The sequence below is a fragment of the Mycobacterium sp. ELW1 genome (genome assembly GCF_008329905.1).
Taxonomy (GTDB): Bacteria; Actinomycetota; Actinomycetes; order Mycobacteriales; family Mycobacteriaceae; genus Mycobacterium.
In genome coordinates this window covers 256542-273195 of sequence record NZ_CP032155.1, presented here as the reverse complement: position 1 = coordinate 273195, position 16654 = coordinate 256542, and the positions used below count along the sequence as shown (strand labels likewise).

The 16654-nt window shown below is 68.2% G+C and carries 16 protein-coding genes; 4 read left to right on the top strand and 12 right to left on the bottom strand.

Annotated features, from left to right (window positions below; all coding sequences use genetic code 11):
* Positions 1-65 precede the first annotated feature (65 nt).
* On the bottom strand, positions 66-356 hold the full coding sequence (gene ricR, locus D3H54_RS01335; RefSeq protein ID WP_149377528.1) for a copper-sensing transcriptional repressor RicR: 291 nt from the start codon (positions 354-356) through the stop codon (positions 66-68).
* Positions 357-950: a DUF305 domain-containing protein gene (locus D3H54_RS01330; protein ID WP_149377527.1), complete on the bottom strand. Its 594-nt coding sequence runs from the start codon at positions 948-950 to the stop codon at positions 357-359.
* A gap of 79 nt (positions 951-1029) precedes the next feature.
* Between D3H54_RS01330 and ilvD the strand changes: the two genes are divergently transcribed.
* The gene (gene ilvD / locus D3H54_RS01325; RefSeq protein WP_149377526.1) at positions 1030-2727 is read left to right on the top strand and encodes a dihydroxy-acid dehydratase; all 1698 of its coding nucleotides are present in this window, start codon (positions 1030-1032) and stop codon (positions 2725-2727) included.
* A 127-nt stretch (positions 2728-2854) separates the two neighbouring features.
* Here ilvD and D3H54_RS01320 read toward each other — a convergent pair whose 3' ends face one another.
* From D3H54_RS01320 to D3H54_RS01310, 3 genes are all read right to left on the bottom strand, one after another.
* Entirely contained in the window at positions 2855-4303 is a 1449-nt protein-coding gene (locus D3H54_RS01320; RefSeq protein WP_168214742.1) for a PE-PPE domain-containing protein, read from the bottom strand.
* Positions 4304-4416: 113 nt separating this feature from the next.
* Positions 4417-5202 carry a DAPG hydrolase family protein gene (locus D3H54_RS01315; protein ID WP_286199345.1) on the bottom strand — a complete coding sequence of 262 codons (786 nt, stop codon included), beginning with the start codon at positions 5200-5202 and terminating at the stop codon, positions 4417-4419.
* Positions 5199-6539 (bottom strand): FAD-binding oxidoreductase, encoded by a 1341-nt coding sequence (locus tag D3H54_RS01310; protein ID WP_149377523.1) that lies wholly within the window; start codon positions 6537-6539, stop codon positions 5199-5201. Before D3H54_RS01310 ends, D3H54_RS01315 begins: the two co-directional genes overlap by 4 nt.
* Before the next feature lie 110 nt (positions 6540-6649).
* Here D3H54_RS01310 and D3H54_RS01305 point away from each other — a divergent pair, with 110 nt between their 5' ends.
* Both D3H54_RS01305 and D3H54_RS01300 read left to right on the top strand, forming a co-directional pair.
* The gene (locus tag D3H54_RS01305) at positions 6650-7390 is read left to right on the top strand and encodes an IclR family transcriptional regulator (RefSeq protein ID WP_149377522.1); all 741 of its coding nucleotides are present in this window, start codon (positions 6650-6652) and stop codon (positions 7388-7390) included.
* 65 nt (positions 7391-7455) lie between these two features.
* Positions 7456-9678: a molybdopterin-dependent oxidoreductase gene (locus D3H54_RS01300; protein ID WP_149377521.1), complete on the top strand. Its 2223-nt coding sequence runs from the start codon at positions 7456-7458 to the stop codon at positions 9676-9678.
* On the opposite strand, the gene D3H54_RS01295 is transcribed toward D3H54_RS01300, so the two are convergent.
* Genes D3H54_RS01295 through D3H54_RS01275 form a run of 5 tightly spaced genes read right to left on the bottom strand, consistent with a single transcriptional unit; the run spans position 9675 to position 13483 of the window.
* Entirely contained in the window at positions 9675-10289 is a 615-nt protein-coding gene (locus D3H54_RS01295) for a pyridoxamine 5'-phosphate oxidase family protein (protein WP_149377520.1), read from the bottom strand. The genes D3H54_RS01300 and D3H54_RS01295 overlap by 4 nt on opposite strands.
* Before the next feature lie 26 nt (positions 10290-10315).
* Positions 10316-10813: a TIGR04338 family metallohydrolase gene (locus tag D3H54_RS01290; protein ID WP_149377519.1), complete on the bottom strand. Its 498-nt coding sequence runs from the start codon at positions 10811-10813 to the stop codon at positions 10316-10318.
* Positions 10810-11559 (bottom strand): DUF2786 domain-containing protein, encoded by a 750-nt coding sequence (locus D3H54_RS01285; protein ID WP_149377518.1) that lies wholly within the window; start codon positions 11557-11559, stop codon positions 10810-10812. Before D3H54_RS01285 ends, D3H54_RS01290 begins: the two co-directional genes overlap by 4 nt.
* Positions 11560-11609: 50 nt before the next feature.
* Positions 11610-12647: an alpha/beta hydrolase family protein gene (locus D3H54_RS01280; protein WP_149377517.1), complete on the bottom strand. Its 1038-nt coding sequence runs from the start codon at positions 12645-12647 to the stop codon at positions 11610-11612.
* Positions 12644-13483 (bottom strand): alpha/beta hydrolase, encoded by an 840-nt coding sequence (locus D3H54_RS01275; RefSeq protein ID WP_149377516.1) that lies wholly within the window; start codon positions 13481-13483, stop codon positions 12644-12646. Before D3H54_RS01275 ends, D3H54_RS01280 begins: the two co-directional genes overlap by 4 nt.
* Positions 13484-13555: 72 nt before the next feature.
* Between D3H54_RS01275 and D3H54_RS01270 the strand changes: the two genes are divergently transcribed.
* Positions 13556-14563, top strand: a complete 1008-nt coding sequence (locus D3H54_RS01270) for a sigma-70 family RNA polymerase sigma factor (protein ID WP_210419632.1) — start codon at positions 13556-13558, stop codon at positions 14561-14563.
* Here D3H54_RS01270 and D3H54_RS01265 read toward each other — a convergent pair.
* The gene (locus D3H54_RS01265; protein ID WP_149377515.1) at positions 14560-15513 is read right to left on the bottom strand and encodes an L-lactate dehydrogenase; all 954 of its coding nucleotides are present in this window, start codon (positions 15511-15513) and stop codon (positions 14560-14562) included. The genes D3H54_RS01270 and D3H54_RS01265 overlap by 4 nt on opposite strands.
* A gap of 38 nt (positions 15514-15551) precedes the next feature.
* Entirely contained in the window at positions 15552-16514 is a 963-nt protein-coding gene (locus D3H54_RS01260; protein WP_149377514.1) for a ferritin-like domain-containing protein, read from the bottom strand.
* Positions 16515-16654: the final 140 nt, after the last annotated feature.

The window sequence follows — 16654 nt, the reverse complement described above, 5'->3', positions numbered from 1 at the left end:
ACGGTATCGGCTCACGCGCCGACTTCGGCTTATCTGACCGGCCTATGTCGGCCGGCGGTGCCGTGTCAGGAGCGGACCAGGCGCGCGATCGCGGCGGAGGCCTCGGCCAGCTTCTTCTCGGCCTCGTCACCGCCTTCGGCGACCGCATGGCTGACGCAGTGCCCGAGGTGCTCGTCGAGCAGGCCGAGCGCGACCGACTGCAGCGCACTGTTGACGGCGCTGATCTGGGTCAGCACGTCGATGCAGTACTTGTCCTCGTCGATCATCTTCGCGATGCCGCGGACCTGACCCTCGATGCGTCGCAACCGCTTGGTGTAATTGTCCTTCTGCGACGAATAGCCATGTGCGCCAGTCATTTAACCTCCCAGCATCTGCTTCATCTGATCGATCTCGGCCTGTTGAGCGGTGACGATGGACTTGGCCATCGTGGTCAGGTCGGCGCTCTGACCGTTGGCGATCTCGGCCTTCGCCATCTCGATGGCGCCCTGGTGGTGGCCGATCATCGCCTGCAACCACAGTGTGTCGAACTGCGGCCCGTTGAGCGATTTGAGCTTGGTCATCGTCGCGTCGTCGACCATGCCCTGCATGGCGGCGCCGTGCCCGCTGTGGTCTGCCGTCGCGGGGTCGACGTCCCACTGCAGCAGCAGCGCCTTCATGGCGCTGATCTCCGACTGCTGGTCGCCGGAGATCTTGCCCGCCAGGGTGCGGACAGCTTGGTTGGTGGTGTGTACGGAAGCCATCGCAGAAAGATCGATCGCCTGCTGGTGGTGCGGGATCATCATCTGGGCGAACATGACGTCGTCGGCGTTGTGGACTGCCATCGCGTCGACCGCGGTTGTCGTCGTGGTGGCGTGCTCGGTGTGGTCCTCGGTTTTGCTGCAGGACGAGACGACGACGGCGGTGGCCAGTACCGCGGCGACCGCCACGATGCGGCTGGGCGTGGATGTCATGTTTTCACGGTACCCGAATACCCCTCGGGGGTATAAAAAGAAATTTGGTGGGCACCCCCGACCACGGCATACTTGTCCGGTGAGCCAAACCCCCGATCTCAAGCCCCGCAGTCGCGACGTCACCGACGGCCTGGAGAAGGCCGCCGCCCGCGGGATGCTCCGCGCGGTAGGTATGGGCGACGAGGACTTCGCCAAGCCGCAGATCGGTGTGGCGTCGTCGTGGAACGAGATCACCCCGTGCAACCTGTCGCTCCAGCGGCTCGCGCAGGCCGCCAAGGAAGGCGTGCACGCCGCCGGCGGCTATCCGATGGAGTTCGGCACGATTTCGGTGTCCGACGGCATCTCGATGGGCCATGAGGGCATGCACTTCTCGCTGGTGTCCCGCGAGGTGATCGCCGACAGCGTGGAGACGGTCATGATGGCCGAGCGTCTGGACGGCTCGGTGCTGCTGGCCGGCTGTGACAAGTCGCTGCCGGGCATGCTGATGGCCGCCGCGCGACTGGATCTGGCCGCGGTGTTCCTCTACGCGGGTTCGATCCTGCCCGGCCGGGCCAAGCTGTCCGACGGCACCGAGATGGACGTGACGATCATCGACGCCTTCGAGGCTGTCGGCGCGTGCGCACGCGGTCTGATGTCGCGTGAGGACGTCGACACCATCGAACGGGCGATCTGTCCGGGCGAAGGTGCCTGCGGCGGCATGTTCACCGCCAACACGATGGCGTCCGCGGCGGAGGCGCTGGGGATGTCGCTGCCGGGCAGCGCGGCACCGCCGGCGACCGACCGGCGCCGCGACGGGTATGCCCGGCGCAGTGGCGAGGCGGTCGTGGAACTTCTTCGCCGCGGGATCACCGCCCGCGACATCCTGACCAAGGAAGCCTTCGAGAACGCCATCGCGGTCGTGATGGCGTTCGGCGGGTCCACCAACGCGGTGCTGCACCTGATGGCGATCGCCCACGAAGCCAACGTGAAGCTGGATCTCGCGGACTTCACCCGCATCGGCGCCAAGGTGCCGCATCTGGCCGACGTCAAGCCGTTCGGAAAGCACGTGATGTTCGACGTCGACCGCATCGGCGGCGTGCCGGTGGTCATGAAAGCACTGTTGGACGCCGGACTGCTGCACGGTGACGTCATGACGGTCACCGGTGAGACCATGGCCGCGAACCTCGCCCACATCGCTCCGCCGGATCCGGACGGCAAAGTGCTTCGCGCGCTGAGCAATCCGATCCACCCGACCGGCGGCATCACGATCCTGCACGGCTCGCTGGCGCCGGAGGGCGCGGTGGTCAAGTCGGCCGGCTTCGACTCCGACGTGTTCGAGGGCACCGCACGGGTTTTCGACGGCGAGCGGGCGGCGATGGATGCGCTGGAGGACGGCACGATCGTGGCCAACGACGTCGTCGTCATCCGCTACGAGGGACCCAAGGGCGGCCCCGGCATGCGCGAGATGCTGGCGATCACCGGCGCGATCAAGGGTGCCGGGCTGGGCAAGGACGTGCTGTTGATGACCGACGGCCGGTTCTCCGGCGGCACCACCGGGCTCTGCGTCGGGCACATCGCGCCGGAGGCGGTTGACGGTGGGCCCATCGCATTCGTGCGCGACGGTGACCGGATCCGCCTCGACGTCGCCAAGGGCACGCTGGACGTGCTGGTCGATGACGCCGAATTCGAGTCGCGCAAGGCGGGATTCACCCCGCCCGCACCGAAGTACACCACCGGCGTGCTGGCCAAGTACCGCAAGCTGGTCGGCTCCGCGGCGAGCGGGGCTGTCTGCGGGTAGGGACTTCCCCGCGGGCCCGCCTGCCCGCCGGTGCGGGTGTGTGTGCGTTCGCCAACGCGATAGCGCCAGTGATATCGCGTTGGCGAACAAACACATGGTGACCCCACCGACGTGGGAGCACCCACGACTAGCTGGCCCGCTTGGACCCGCCCACGCCCTTCTTGGCCGACGCCTTCGGCGCTGAACTCTTCTTGCTCGACGCCGAACTCGACTGTTTGGACGGCTTGCCCGACTTGGCGGTCACCGACGGCGCAGCCGCTGATGTCGGGGTCACCGCGGCTGCCGTCACGCTGGGCTCCGGCGAAGGTGCGGGTACAGGTGTGGTCGTCGTGGACTTGCCGCTCAACACATCACGGAATCCGGTGAACAGCGCCTTGGCCACATCGCCGGGAACCGCGGCCCACTCCTGCGGCGTCAGCGTCGCCCGTGACAGGAACGGAATGTATTGCGAGGACTGGTTATACGTGCGGTTGTAGGTGCCACCCTCGCTGGGCGTCTGCACATCGGTGTAGCCGATGTTCACCAGAATCGACAGGGCGGGCTGCAGCGCGTCGGCCAGCGGCGTGCCCAGCGTGATCGGAATCTTCGCCGCCTTGAACACCGCATTGAGAATGCGCGACGGGAGCCGCAGCGGCTCCAGCAGGGGCAGATCGGTGGGAACGAGTGTGCTGTATGTGGTGCTGGGCGTGCCGAGGGTCAGCAATGCGATGAGGTTGCCCTCGATCGTGTTGATGCTGGCGCCTTGCAATTCCGCGCCGCCGAGCAGGTAGGTGGGCAGCACGCTGGCCATGACGGAGTTGGCCAGCGAGAACGGGTTCAGCGTCTCCGGGAAGTCGGACAGCATGTCGTAGCCGAGGGCGACGTTGACGAACGCGCCGTTGAACCTGATGCCGAGGCTCGATCCGGAGGTGGCGTTGGGGCTGACCGGGTTCATCCCGAACAACTTGAAGATCGGTGCGAACCGCGAATAGAGACCGCCGTTGGGTGTCTCGGGGTTGCGCACCAAGGCGATCGGCAGGTTGGTGACATTGGTGCCCTGGACGCAGGTGATGCCCGAGGAGCACGGCTGGCCGGTGATCGAACTGACCTTGCCTGCGGCGACCAGCGGATCGTAGCCGGGCAGGGTGTTGCCGTTGGCGCTGGACAGCAGCGCCCGATAGGTCTGCAGCGCAGCGGGAACGCCTGTGCCCGAGGCGATCAGCAGCGGACCGGTGGGACTGCTGGACAGAATGTTCGGCCGGGTCGCGGTGCCGAGGACGAACCCGCCGAACGGCTCCGCATTCAGGACGTTGTTCAGCCCTACCGAATCCGCTTTGTGCCAGTCGAAGGCCAGCGTGATCGACCCGACCACCGGGATGTTGTCGAAGGTGTAGCTGTCCACCCCCAACTCGTTGATGAGCCACAGCAGCGGGCCGGTCGTGGTCGTGTCGAGAGTCAGCGCATTTGCCGCGGGCGCCACCGGTTCGGCGACGCTGCCCATCGTCATGGCCACGGCAGTGGCTGCCGCCGCCCCGAACAGCGCAGTCTTCCTCGTCCCGGCTCTCAATCCCTGCCGCATCTTGTTTGAAAACGCCACAGCTACCATCTGAAACCCCCGTCGCCGCCCCGATGAGACTGTTCTGCGAACATAACCCCTGAGGTCGGCGGCGGTGGTGATTTGGCAATCTCTGTTCCCGAGCGCAACGAGTGTCAGGTACCAGCGAACTCCGCGTAAATTCTCGGCAGGAAGCCCGCGAGGTGGTTCATCTCCTGCGCGCAGTGCACCAGCAGATCCCGCGGCTCGGGCAGCTGGTGTGCGGCGATCGGGCGGATCACCGAATCGGCCAGCCGGTTGCCGCGACGCACCCCGATGTAGGGACCACCCATCCAGAACCGCGATCGCATTTCCGCGCCACCGGGCACCGCGCGGACGTGGTGGATGAACCAGCCGATGTCGACCGGCAACTCGCTGGAGCCCAGCCTCGCGCACACTGCGACGTCGGTGCCCAGCCGGGACGCGTCGAGCCCCAGCGCCGACGGTTCGAGGAATGCGATAGCCGCTTTGGCGTAGGCCGAGCCCAGGTATTCCTCGATGATCGAGGTCCGTCCGACGTAGGTGCCGTCGGGCCCGCTGTCACCCCAGTGCGCGGAGGCATGCGCGCGCGGGTGCCATAGCTTGTAGCGGCTGGACTCGCTGCCGTGCCAGCCGAACCACCAGTCCCACATCGCCGGCGTGACGCCGGGCATGTCGGTGCGGATCGCGACGTGGAATCCGCCGCTGCGCAGCGCGCCGTAGCCGTTCTCGGTCTGTTGATTTCCCTCGTCGAGAAGGGTTGCGGCAGAATCGAACCCGAGCATCGTCTGATCGGCCTGCGGGCCGTGCTCGAGTGCGACGACGGCGTGGCGGGGCAGCTCGGCCATCTGGGGGTCGAAGTACTTGCCCCACGCGGTGTCGCCGTCGCCGGCGCGGTAACCCAGGTAGGTCTCCGCCATCAGAGTCGTCCCATCCAGCTGTGGAACCGGCCGTCGGGGTCGTACTGGGCTCGCACCCGATCGAGCCGGGCCATGTTCTCGTCGGTGACGAACTTGGCGGGGCGGCGGCCCAGATTCTCGTCGGCCAGCTGGATGCCGGTCGCCAGCGGTGCCATCGCCGCCATGTGGGATCGTGGCCAGTCACTGTATTTTTCGTCGTCTTTCGGGTCCATCCAGCCGGCGTACAGCGCCAGGTAGATCTCGCTTTCCAGGCTGTAGGCCATGTCCTGGCGTTGCGGCGACGGGCCCCAGTTCAGCCACAGGAAGTGCGCCGGGTGCGGCGGCAGGGTGTCCAGGATGCGGTGGATGCCCGGCATCAACTCGGCGGCCGAGGCGTTGGTCCACATGTTGTCGGCGGTATAGCGATGGTCCTCCAGATAGTTGCTCATCACCGCGGTGTACCAATCCGCAAGGGGCACTGGCGCATACGGGAACGCGGCCAGCGCCTTGTCGACGACGGGGCACTGGTCGAGCAGGCTGAAGGCCTCCTTGGCTTCGGCCTCGGTGTCGGCGAACGCCGGTGAGGCCATCACGATCGCCGGCCGGTCGATGCCCGCGTTCGGCACGCTCCTGGTGGCGACGATCTGCAGCTCGACGCGACGGTCGACGTCGGCGGAGATGCCGCGGGCCCAGGTGAAGATCTCGTCGGCGAGTTCGATCGGGTAGGCGTAGAAGCTGCTGCCCAGCACCGCCGGCTTCGGATAGAGCTTGAGGTGGAACGCGGTGACGACAGCGAAGAACCCCGGCCCGGCGCCGCGGGCGGCCCAGTACAGGTCGGGGTGGTGGTCGGCGTCGATGAAGATCTTCTCGCCGTCGGCGGTCACCACGTCCAGCCCGATCACGCTTTCGCAGGCCGGCCCGACCACCCTGCTGTTCCAGCCGTAACCGCCCTGCAGCAGATAGCCGCCGATGCAGACGCCCTTGCAGTGCCCGGCGGGAAAGAACAGTCCGACCGCATCGAGTTCGGCGGCCAGCACACTGCCACCCTTGCCCGGCCCCGCGACCGCCGTCATCGCGTCGACGTCGATGCTGGTCTGGTCGAGGCGGCTCATGTCCAGCAGCACCGCGCCGTCGCGCAGGTGGCTGGCCGCCCAGCTGTGGCCACCGGACTTGATGCTGACCTGCTTGTTGTTGGCCTTCGCATAGCGCAGGGCCGCGACGACGTCGTCGGCGTCGACCGCCTGGACGATGACGTCCGGATAGCGGTCGGGCACCCGCTGGTTCCACACCGTCGCCCGGCGTGCGCTCTCGTATCCGTCGTCACCGTGGAAGAAATGCCGACCCTCAGGAAGTGACCCCACCAAAGCCTCCTATGGTTCACATAGCGAATCGCTATGATCCGTAATGCGGCACAATACCGCTGCGGATTCGTCCAGGGAAGGGATGTCAGTTGACTGACGCGAAAATTTCTATGGTCGACGGCGAACGCCCTTCACCGACCCGTGACGACGGCATTCAGGTGTTGCGCCGGGCCGCAGCCGCTCTCGACGAGATCGCCACCGCCCCGGGCCGGCTTCGCCTGGTTGACCTGCACAGCCGGCTGGGCCTGGCCAAGTCGACCACGCGGCGCCTCCTGGTCGGTCTGGTCGAGGTGGGGTTCGCCGCGGTGGACGACGACGGCCGCATCGTCCTCGGGGACCGGCTGCTCGGCCTGGCCAACGCCGACGCCGCCCACATCACGTCCGCATTCCGGTCCACCCTGGAACGGGTGGCCGAGGCCACCGGCGAAACGGTGGACCTGTCGGTGTACCGCGGTGGCCAGATGCTGTTCGTCGACCAGATCGAGTCGCCGCACCGGCTGCGCGCAGTCTCGGCGATCGGCGGGCGCTTCACGCTGTATGACACCGCCAACGGGAAGGCGGCGCTGGCACTGTTCGACGATCCCGACGTCGAGCAGGTGCTCGCCGCCCTCCCGCCGGGCGAGGCCGATCGGGTGCGCGCCGAGATCCGGACCATCCGCGGTGACCGGGTGGCGTTCGACCGCGACGAGCACACCGACGGCATCTCGGCCGCGGGGATCGCCGGCCGTGCGGCCGGAGGCAACATCGTCGCGATCTCGGTACCCGCCCCCACCGGGCGGTTCAACGCCCACTCCGACCGCATCGTCGCCGCCCTGCACGAGGCACTGCAGTCACCGGCGTGGACGGGCTGACTCAAATCTGACCATCCGGTTGGTTGGGCTTGCCACCGGGGTCGGTCGCAGAGCACAGTGACCACATGAGCCGCACCGCTTTGCGAATCTGCCCGCTGTGCGAGGCCACCTGCGGGATGGTCCTCACCATCGACGACAACGACCGGGTCAGTGCCGCCCGGGGTGATCGTGACGACGTCTTCAGTCACGGCTTCATCTGCCCCAAGGGCGCCAGCTTCCCCGAGTTGGACAACGACCCCGACCGGCTGCAGAAGCCCCTGGTGCGCCGCGACGGTGAACTGGTCGAGACCTCCTGGGCGGAAGCCTTCGCCGCGGCGGCCGAAGGACTGCAACGCGTCATCGCCGACACCGGTGGCTCCTCGGTCGCGGTGTACCTGGGAAACCCGAACGCGCACACCATCGCCGGGTCGCTGTACGGGCCGGTCGTCATCAAGTCGCTGGGCACCCGGCAGGTGTATTCGGCCAGCACGCTGGACCAGATGCCCAAACACGTGTCCTGCGGATACCTGTTCGGCAACCCGCTCGCCTTCACCCTGCCCGACCTCGACCGCACCGACTATCTCGTCGTCATGGGCGCAAACCCGTTGGTGTCCAACGGTTCCCTGGCCACCGCCGCCGACTTCCCGGGCAAGCTCAAGGCATTGCGCCGCCGCGGCGGCACGCTGGTGGTGATCGATCCGAACCGGACCCGCACCGCGGAGCTGGCCGACCGGCACCTCGCGCCCCGCCCTGGCACCGACGCCGCATTGCTGTTCGCGGTCGCGCATGTGCTCTTCGACGAGGACCTCGTCGACCTGGGCAGGCTGGCCGAGCACGTTTCCGGGCTGGAGCGGGTGCGGGCCGCGGCGCAGGACTTCCCGCCGGAGGCGGTGGCCGAGCACTGCGGAGTCGATGCCGACGAAATCCGAACGCTGGCACGCGAACTCGCCGCAGCCCCGACTGCGGCGGTCTACGGCCGCATCGGCACCTCGACGGTCGGGTTCGGCACGCTGACCAGCTGGCTGGTCGACGTGGTCAACATCCTGACCGGCAACCTGGACCGCCCGGGCGGAGTGATGTTCGCCAGCTCACCGATCGCCGGGGCGCCGCGCCCGCCGCGCCCCGGGCGGGGATTCACCACCGGCCGCTGGCGCAGCCGGGTGTCCGGCCACCCGGAGGCACTGTCCGAGCTGCCCACGGTCGCTCTTGCCGAGGAGATCGAAACCCCCGGCGACGGCCAGGTCAAGGCGATGATCACGATCGCGGGTAACCCGGTGCTGTCGGCACCCGACGGCGCCCGGCTGTCCGACGCCCTCGATGGCGTCGGCTTCATGGTGTCGGTGGACCCCTATCTCAACGAGACCACCCGGCACGCCGACGTGATCCTTCCGCCGCCACCGCCTTCTCGCGCAGCACATTACGACCTTGCGCTCAGCGGGGCGGCAGTGCGCAACAACGCCCGGTACTCACCGCCGGTGCTGCCGCTGCCCGAAGGCCGGCCCGACGAGTGCGAGATCCTGGCGCGGCTGGCGCTGATCGTGCTGGGGATGGGCCCCGACGCCGACCCCACGCTGGTGGACGAGCAGGTGATCGCGACCACGCTGGGCAAGGAGGTCGCCGACGAGCACTCCCCGGTGGCAGGCCGATCCGTCGAAGAGCTGACCGCAATGCTGCCCACCGGCCGCGGGTACGAACGTCGGCTGGACATGATGCTGCGGCTGGGCCCGTTCGGGGATGGGTTCGGCGCCTCGCCGGACGGCCTGACCCTGCAGCGGCTGAAGGACACCCCGCACGGGGTGGACCTCGGCGCACTGACCCCGCGGATCCCCGAAATTCTCCGGACGCCCTCGGGCACAATCGAATTGGATGCCGAACCGATCCTCGCCGACGTCCCGCGGCTGCACGCGGCGCTGACGTCGGAGCCGGGTTTCCTGCTGATCGGCCGCCGGCACCTGCGGTCCAACAACAGCTGGATGCACAACCTGCCCGCCCTGTCCGGCGGCACCAATCGCTGCACGCTGCAGATCCATCCCGACGACGCCGCCCTACTCGGCCTCGAGGAGATGGCTACCGTCACCGGCCCGGGCGGGAAACTCGAAGTGCCGGTGGAGATCACCGATGCGATCCGCCCCGGCGTGGTGTCACTGCCGCACGGATGGGGACACACCGAGCCGGGCACCCGGATGCGGGTGGCGGCGCAGCACCCGGGCGTGAACGTCAACAACCTCAACGACGGCACGCTGCTGGATCCGTTGTCGGGCACCGCGGTATTGAACGCGTTGCCGGTGGAGGTGGCTCCGGCCGGCTAGTAGAGGAGCTTACGAATGTTGTCCTCGCAGTAGCGTTCTTCGAGTTCGGCATCGGACCAGTCGTGCCGCAACGCCTTGGCCATCTGGGCGACGCTGGGCAATGCGGTCGGATTCCAGGTCTCCGGCTTCCAGGTATCCGAGCGCAGGAATGCCTTGGAGCAGTGGAAGAACACCTCATCGATGTCGACCTCCAACGCCAGCAGCGGCCGTTTACCGTTGACCGCCATGGCGTCGAAGTAGTCGGCGTCGGCCAGGATGCGGCCCCGGCCGTTGATCCGCAGCGTGTCGCCGCGGCCCGGGATCACGAACAGGGTTCCGACTCCGGGGCGCTGCAGCACGTTGAGATACCCGTCGACGCGCTTGTTGCCCGGCCGATCCGGGATCGCGATGGTGCTGTCGTCGATCACGTGGACGAATCCTGCCGGATCACCCTTCGGCGAAATGTCAACGCGGCCTTGTGCATCGGTGGTGGCCACGAAGGCCAGGGGCGAATGTGCCAACCAGTCGCGCTGCACCGGGGACAGCCGGTCCTTGACCTTGTTCGCCACGTAGTGGTCGGGTTCGCCCACGATCTCCCGGAGCTCGGCAACGGTCGTCAGTTCACGATGCATCGCCTCAGTATCCTCCACGCGGCCGGTTATCGGACGCCTTCCTTGGCGTAGACGACGCGCAGCACGTGGCCCACCTCCGGACCCATCACCGCGGCGGCCAGTTCACAGAACGTGGCGACGAACTCCGGGCCGTGGGCGGGACCCTGCGGGTTCAGGTGGTGGGCAATCTCGTGCAGTAACACCAGCTCGCGCATGGCCCAGTCGGCGGACGACCGATCGGGGACGGCGATAACGCCTGTGCCGTCGATGCTTTCGTAGTGGGCGGCGGTCGCGGCCCGGCGCGGTCGCACACTGAGCGGTCCCGGGGCGGGCCAGCGGGTGGTCACGGCGGGCAGCGCGAGCACCTCGTCGACGTAACGCTGCACCGACGGCATCGACGCGAACCGCGCTTCCGGCGGCAGGGTGAGCTGGGTGCCGAAGAAGTCGATGGTGCGTGAACTGTGTTGGGCGGCACGGTCGAAGAGTGTCCGGACGAACTCCTCGGCCGCGTAGACGCGGGAGCGCTGGCTGTCGCGCGCCGTCACCGTGGCAGCCGGGTCCGCGCCCCCGGGAGTTCGGGGCTGGACCCCAGCCGGGCCTGCTTGCCCGCGCGGTCACCGGCCCGCCGGGCCGCCGACGAGTACCCCGCCGAGGCGCGGCTGGCCTGCCAGGTGCCGCGCGCCTTCGACGTCTTGCGGTAGTGCTCCCGCAGTTCGAGCTCCTTGTTGCGCAGTGCCACAGCGGTTCCCGGGGCGGTCGTGCGATCGTGGGTGGCCTCGTGGCGGGCCTCCTCACGCGCCTGGCCCAGACGCTGGGCGACGCGGGCGCCGAAGGCGAGCTGGAAATTGAGCCGTGCGGTGATCGTGGGCGTCGGCTTGTGCGCGCCGGTGGCCAGGTAGGCGTCGCAGGTCCGCACCATCTGCACCACGAGGCTCGCGTACAGGGCGTGGCTGGCGTCGATGTCCTCGGCGAACCCATAGGCGTAGACGAAGGCCGAGTTGGAGGCGACGTCACACTGCACATCGTTGGCTGCGGCGATGCCGGCGAACAGCTGCACGTAGGTGCGCAGACCCCGGGCACCCGGCTCGCCGATGGTGATGGTGCGCTGGGTCGGCGCCTGCGCGGCACTGCGGGTGGCGGAATGCGACCGCGCGACGGCCAGATCGATCGACGTCGCAGTGGCCAGCCGCTGGGCGGCGGCCATGAATGCCTCTGCCTCGTGGGCGTTGTCGGTGCCCTCGGCCTGGCGCAGGAGCGCGGCGATGCGTGCCAGCATCTTGTCGTCGGTCACGCTGTGAAAATCTAGCCGAGCCACCAGACATCGGTGCGCCGGCAGATGGGTCAACTGTTGATGAACGCGTTCAGCGCCGCCGTCAGCTGCGGTGACAGCGGACCCGGCTTCGAGTAGTTGCCGACGTTGTCGCTAGGGTCGTCGCGCAGCACATGGTTGACACCCTTGAGCGCGACCAGTGACAACGACGTGTGCTCCAGTGCGTCGGCGAGCGGGGTGACGTCCGCGCAGTTGGCCTGGCCGTCGGAGTCCGAGCAGGTGAGTAGGACCGGGGTGGCGGCGGGGATCGCCGCGGCCAGCTTCAGCGGGTCGATCGCGTCGGCCTCGACGACCGCTTTGACGTTGCCGGGATTCAGGATGGCGCTCAGACCGTCGGGCAGTTGGGCGGGCACGGTGGTCGTCTTACGCGCCTGCTCGACGGCGGCTGTCCAGGCGGCGATCGTCTGGTCGGCCTGCTGCTGGTTCTTCTGGCCGGCCTTGACCGCGGCCGCGACATCGGCCCTGACCCGGTTGGTGATCAGGTCGAGGTAGCGGCCCGCCAGCGGCTGCAGCAGACCCACGGAGTGGATCTTGGGGGCGCCGGCGGAGGTGTCGTCGGCCAGCGTCATCGCGTGCACGGTTCCTTCGCCGAGGCCGTACACCGAGATGTGGTTCTTGTCGGTGGCGGCCTCACTCGCCAGGAACCGGACCGCGGCCTTCGCCCCGGTGGTGTAGACCGCGCTGCCGACGTCGGCAGGGTGGTCGGCGTACGGTCCCAGGCCGGTCTTTCCGGTGCCGACCTTGTCGTAGCGCAGCGAGGCCACCCCGTGGTCGGACAGGTATTCGGCGAGTTGCCGCATGTTGCCGATCGGCCCGGCGACGTTGTTGTCGCCGTTGCGGTCGGTGCGCCCACTCTCCGAGATCAGCAGCGCCGCGGGCGCTTGCTTGTCACCGTGCTGGTGGCGGTAGGTGCCGTGCACGGTCAGCCCGCCGGCGTCGAAGGTCACCTCGTCTTCGACCCAGGTGTTGGCCGGCTGGCTGTTCGACGAGCATCCGGCGACCAGCAATACGCCCGCTGCCGCCAGGGCGAGGCGACGGCTCAGACTCACAGCCTGGCTTCGATCCAGGCGCACACGTCGTCGAGCACCAGGTCGCGCTCGGGCTCGTTGAACACCTCGTGATAGAGCTCCGGATAGACCTTGCGGTTCACGTCGGCCGAGCCCACGCACTCGACCAGCCGCTCGCTGCCTGCGGCGGGAACCAGCCGGTCGGCGCCGCCGTGGACGACGAGCAGCGGCGCGGTGAGCCGGCGCGCGCGCTGCGGCATGGTCTCCCCGACCTTCAGCAGCGCTTTGGCGATGCCGGCGGGCACCTTGCCGTGCCACACCAGCGGGTCGGCGTTGTAGGCGGCCACCACCGCGGGGTCGCGGGAGACGGCGCTGGCGTCGAGTTCCTCGACCGGCAGGTTCGGCAGCAGCGACCCGACGGCCTTGCCGAAGAAGGCTTTGACGGGCGGTACGCCGACGTTGGCGGCGACGGCGGGGCCGGACAGCACCATCAGGTTGTAGTCCCCCGGGTGTTCCACCCCGTAGGTGAAGACGATGCCGCCACCCATGCTGTGCCCCAGCACGATGCGCGGGAGGTCCGGGTGCTCGGCGGTGGCGATCTTGACCAGGGTGTCGAAGTCGCCGGTGTATTCGTCGATGCTGCGCACCATCACCCGCTTGCCGCCGGAGCGGCCGTGGCCGCGGTGATCGAGGGCGTAGGTGATCAGTCCGGCCTGGCCGAAACGCTCGGCGACGTGGTGGTAGCGGCCGGCGTGTTCACCGAGGCCGTGCGAGAGGACGACCACGCCGCGCGGTTCGGTGTCCGGTGTCCACACGTCGTAGACGATGCGGACGCCGCCGACCCCGTCGAACGTCCGCTCGGTGCGTGTTGTGACCATCAGGGGAGCCTAACGGGGTGCTTGCGCGCACGTCGGTTCCGGCTGTCGGTGCTCGTGCGTAAGCTCGGCACGGTGAGCGTGCTCGCCCATAATCTCGACGACGGGCTGGACCCCGGCCGCGGCGATTTCCTGGCTCAGGCCGAGCCGTACCGGCGTGAACTGCTGGCTCACTGCTACCGGATGACCGGCTCGCTGCACGACGCGGAGGATCTGGTGCAGGAGACCTTCCTGCGCGCGTGGAAGTCCTATGACCGCTTCGAAGGCAAGTCCTCGGTCCGCACCTGGTTGCACCGCATCGCCACCAACACCTCGTTGACGGCGCTGGAGGGCAGGCAGCGTCGGCCGTTGCCGACCGGGTTGGGCGCGCCGAGTTCGAATCCGAGCGACGATCTCGTCGAGCGTGCCGAGGTGCCCTGGCTGGAGCCACTGCCCGATTCGCTGTATGAGGACCCCGCGGACCCGTCGGTGATCGTCGGGTCCCGGGAATCGGTCCGGCTGGCGTTCGTGGCGGCGCTGCAACACCTGTCTCCGCGTCAGCGCGCCGTTCTGGTGCTGCGGGACGTGCTGCAGTGGCGCGCCGCCGAGGTCGCCGACGCGATCGACACCTCGGTGGCTGCCGTCAACAGCCTGCTGCAGCGGGCCCGCGCCCAGCTCGACGCCGTCGGTCCCAGCCAGGACGACGAACTCTCACCGCCGGAGTCCGATGAGGCGCGTGAAAAGTTGGCCAGCTACATCTCGGCTTTCGAGGACTACGACATCGATCGGCTGGTGAAAATGTTCACCGCCGAAGCGATTTGGGAGATGCCGCCGTTCGACGGCTGGTATCAGGGCGGACCGGTCATCGGGGCGCTCATCCACCAGAACTGCCCGGCGGAGAAGGCCGGCGACATGCGGCTGTTGCCGCTGACCGCCAACGGTCAGCCCGCCGCGGCGATGTACATGCGGCTCCCGGAGACCGGCGGCCGGCACGTGCCTTTCCAGCTGCACGTCCTGGACGTGCGCGCCGACGGCGTCTCGCACGTGGTGGCGTTCCTGGACACCAGCTTGTTCGCGAAATTCGGCCTGCCGGAAGTGCTTTAGAGGCCCAGGGAATGCTGGGCTTGGCGCAATGTGGTCGCCGACGCCTGCAGCCCGAGGAGTTCGGGAACCGCGAGCGGAACCTGCAACACCTCACCGGCACCGGCAGCCGACACGACGGTCGGCAATGAGAGGGCCACATCGGTGATCTCGTAGGCGCCGTGCTGGACCGTGGATATCGGCAGCACCCGGTGCTGGTCTCCGAGTACCGCTTCGATGATGCGCGCGGTGGACAGGCCGATCGCCAGATTGGTCGCGCCCTTACCTTCGATGATCTCGTACGCGGCGTTGACCACGGCTGACGAGATGGCCGTCTGAGTCGCCTCGTCGAAGACCGCCGCGCCGTCGGCGCGGAACTGCGCGGCGGGCACACCGCCGATCGAGACGCTCGACCACAGCGAAATCTCGGAGTCACCGTGTTCGCCCACGATGAACCCGTGCACGTTGCCGACCGCGAGATTCGCGCGCTGAGCGATCAGGTACCGAAACCGGCTGCTGTCCAACAGCGTTCCCGATCCGAAGATGCGTCCGGTCGGCGCATCGACGGCCCGTGCGGCGGCGTAGGTGACGACGTCGACGGGGTTCGTGACGAACACGATCACCGCATGCGGGGACAGTTCCAGTAGCTGCGGCGTAAGTTCTTGCGCCATAGCCACATTCGTGGCGGCCAAGGCCAGCCTGCTCTGTCCGGGATGTTGTTTGGCTCCGGCGGTGACCACCACGACCGTGGACCCGGCGGTGACCTCGATCTGGTCGGATCCGGTCACGGTGCAGTGCGGCACGAACTGGCTGCCGTGGTTGAGGTCGAGTACCTCGGCCCGCACTTTCTTGGCGTCGGTGTCGTAGAGCGCCAAAACGCCTGCCGATCCGCGGATCAGGCAGGCGTAGGCGATCGCGGTGCCGACGCTTCCGGCTCCGATGATGGCGACTTTGTGGTTCCGGTGTTCGAACACCACACCATCATCGGGCACGGCGCGCGGCCCCGGGGCGATCAGTCGATACCGACGATTTCGGCAGCGATGGCGGCCACCCGGGTCTGGGCAGCCGAGACCAGGCGCTGACGGTTCTTGTTGGCCTCTTCGTAGGCGATGATCGCCCGGATGTCGGCCGGCTCCTCGAGTTCCTTCACCGCGGCGACGGCCTCGGTGAGGTTCAGCTCGTCGTAACCGGCGATCGGCAGTTCCTCCGGCGACAGGATGCCGGTGGTGCTGCGCAGCGAATGGATCGCGTCGGCAGCGCCGTCGGCGCCTTCTCGGCGAGCCACCTTCTCGGCGGTCTCCAGCGCCGCATCCCGGGCACCCGCCGCAGCCTTGACGGCCACCTCGCCGGCGTGGGCGCCGCGGTTGACCAGCTGGTCCACGGCGGGCCGGGTGTTGCGCAGCGCTTCGAGCGCACGGTCGATACCGCGCACCGAGGAGATCACCGGCCAGTTGGCCACCCGAACGGTCAGGCCGGTCAGGATCTGCAGCGGCGTGCGTCGCAGGGCCGCCGGGCCGCCGAGCGCGTCCTCCGCCAACACGGTGGTCAGCCAGTCGACGGTGGCGGAGTGGGCCGTGATCAGGCGGTTTGCCAGGCTTTCGATCTCGGGCTGGCGTGCGGCCACGGCCAGCGCCTTGATATAGCGAGCGCGGTCGAGCAGCTGGCCCTCGAGCGCGAGGTCGCCCAACAGCGCTTCCTCGAACGGCTGCGCCTGCTCGGTCAGCGCCTTGACCGCCGCGGCGGCGCGTCCGAAGAACGGGCCGATGACGTCCGGGAATCCGCCGAGGTCGCGGATCGCGTTCTCGATGGCCTCCGCACGTTCGCGGCCGTTGGCCGCATTCTGGGTGAGCTCGGTGCGCACCGCGTCGGTGCGAGCCTGAGCCACCCTGGTCTCGGCAATCTGAACTTCCGTATTGGTCAGATCGAGAATGGCTCGCAACTGGGCGAGCAAAGTGGTGGTGTCGGGTTGAGTCATTGTGTTTCTCCCCTGGTGCGTTGACGGATTTCGTGCCGGCGCGGGGTTTGCACCTCGTAATGGCCTCTACCCGATCTCTGCGGTGGGTATGCGCGTTCGGAGCGGGCTGACGGGTTTCTGCAAGCCATCTCACATTCACC

Bases quoted from the DNA above. Each gene is read 5' to 3' on its own strand.
- D3H54_RS01275 (WP_149377516.1), bottom strand. From the start codon at position 13,483: ATGGTCACAACACGCACCGAGCGGACGTTCGACGGGGTCGGCGGCGTC.
- D3H54_RS01305 (WP_149377522.1), top strand. From the start codon at position 6,650: ATGGTCGACGGCGAACGCCCTTCACCGACCCGTGACGACGGCATTCAG.
- D3H54_RS01260 (WP_149377514.1), bottom strand. From the start codon at position 16,514: ATGACTCAACCCGACACCACCACTTTGCTCGCCCAGTTGCGAGCCATT.
- D3H54_RS01330 (WP_149377527.1), bottom strand. From the start codon at position 950: ATGACATCCACGCCCAGCCGCATCGTGGCGGTCGCCGCGGTACTGGCC.
- D3H54_RS01300 (WP_149377521.1), top strand. From the start codon at position 7,456: ATGAGCCGCACCGCTTTGCGAATCTGCCCGCTGTGCGAGGCCACCTGC.
- ricR (WP_149377528.1), bottom strand. From the start codon at position 356: ATGACTGGCGCACATGGCTATTCGTCGCAGAAGGACAATTACACCAAG.
- D3H54_RS01295 (WP_149377520.1), bottom strand. From the start codon at position 10,289: ATGCATCGTGAACTGACGACCGTTGCCGAGCTCCGGGAGATCGTGGGC.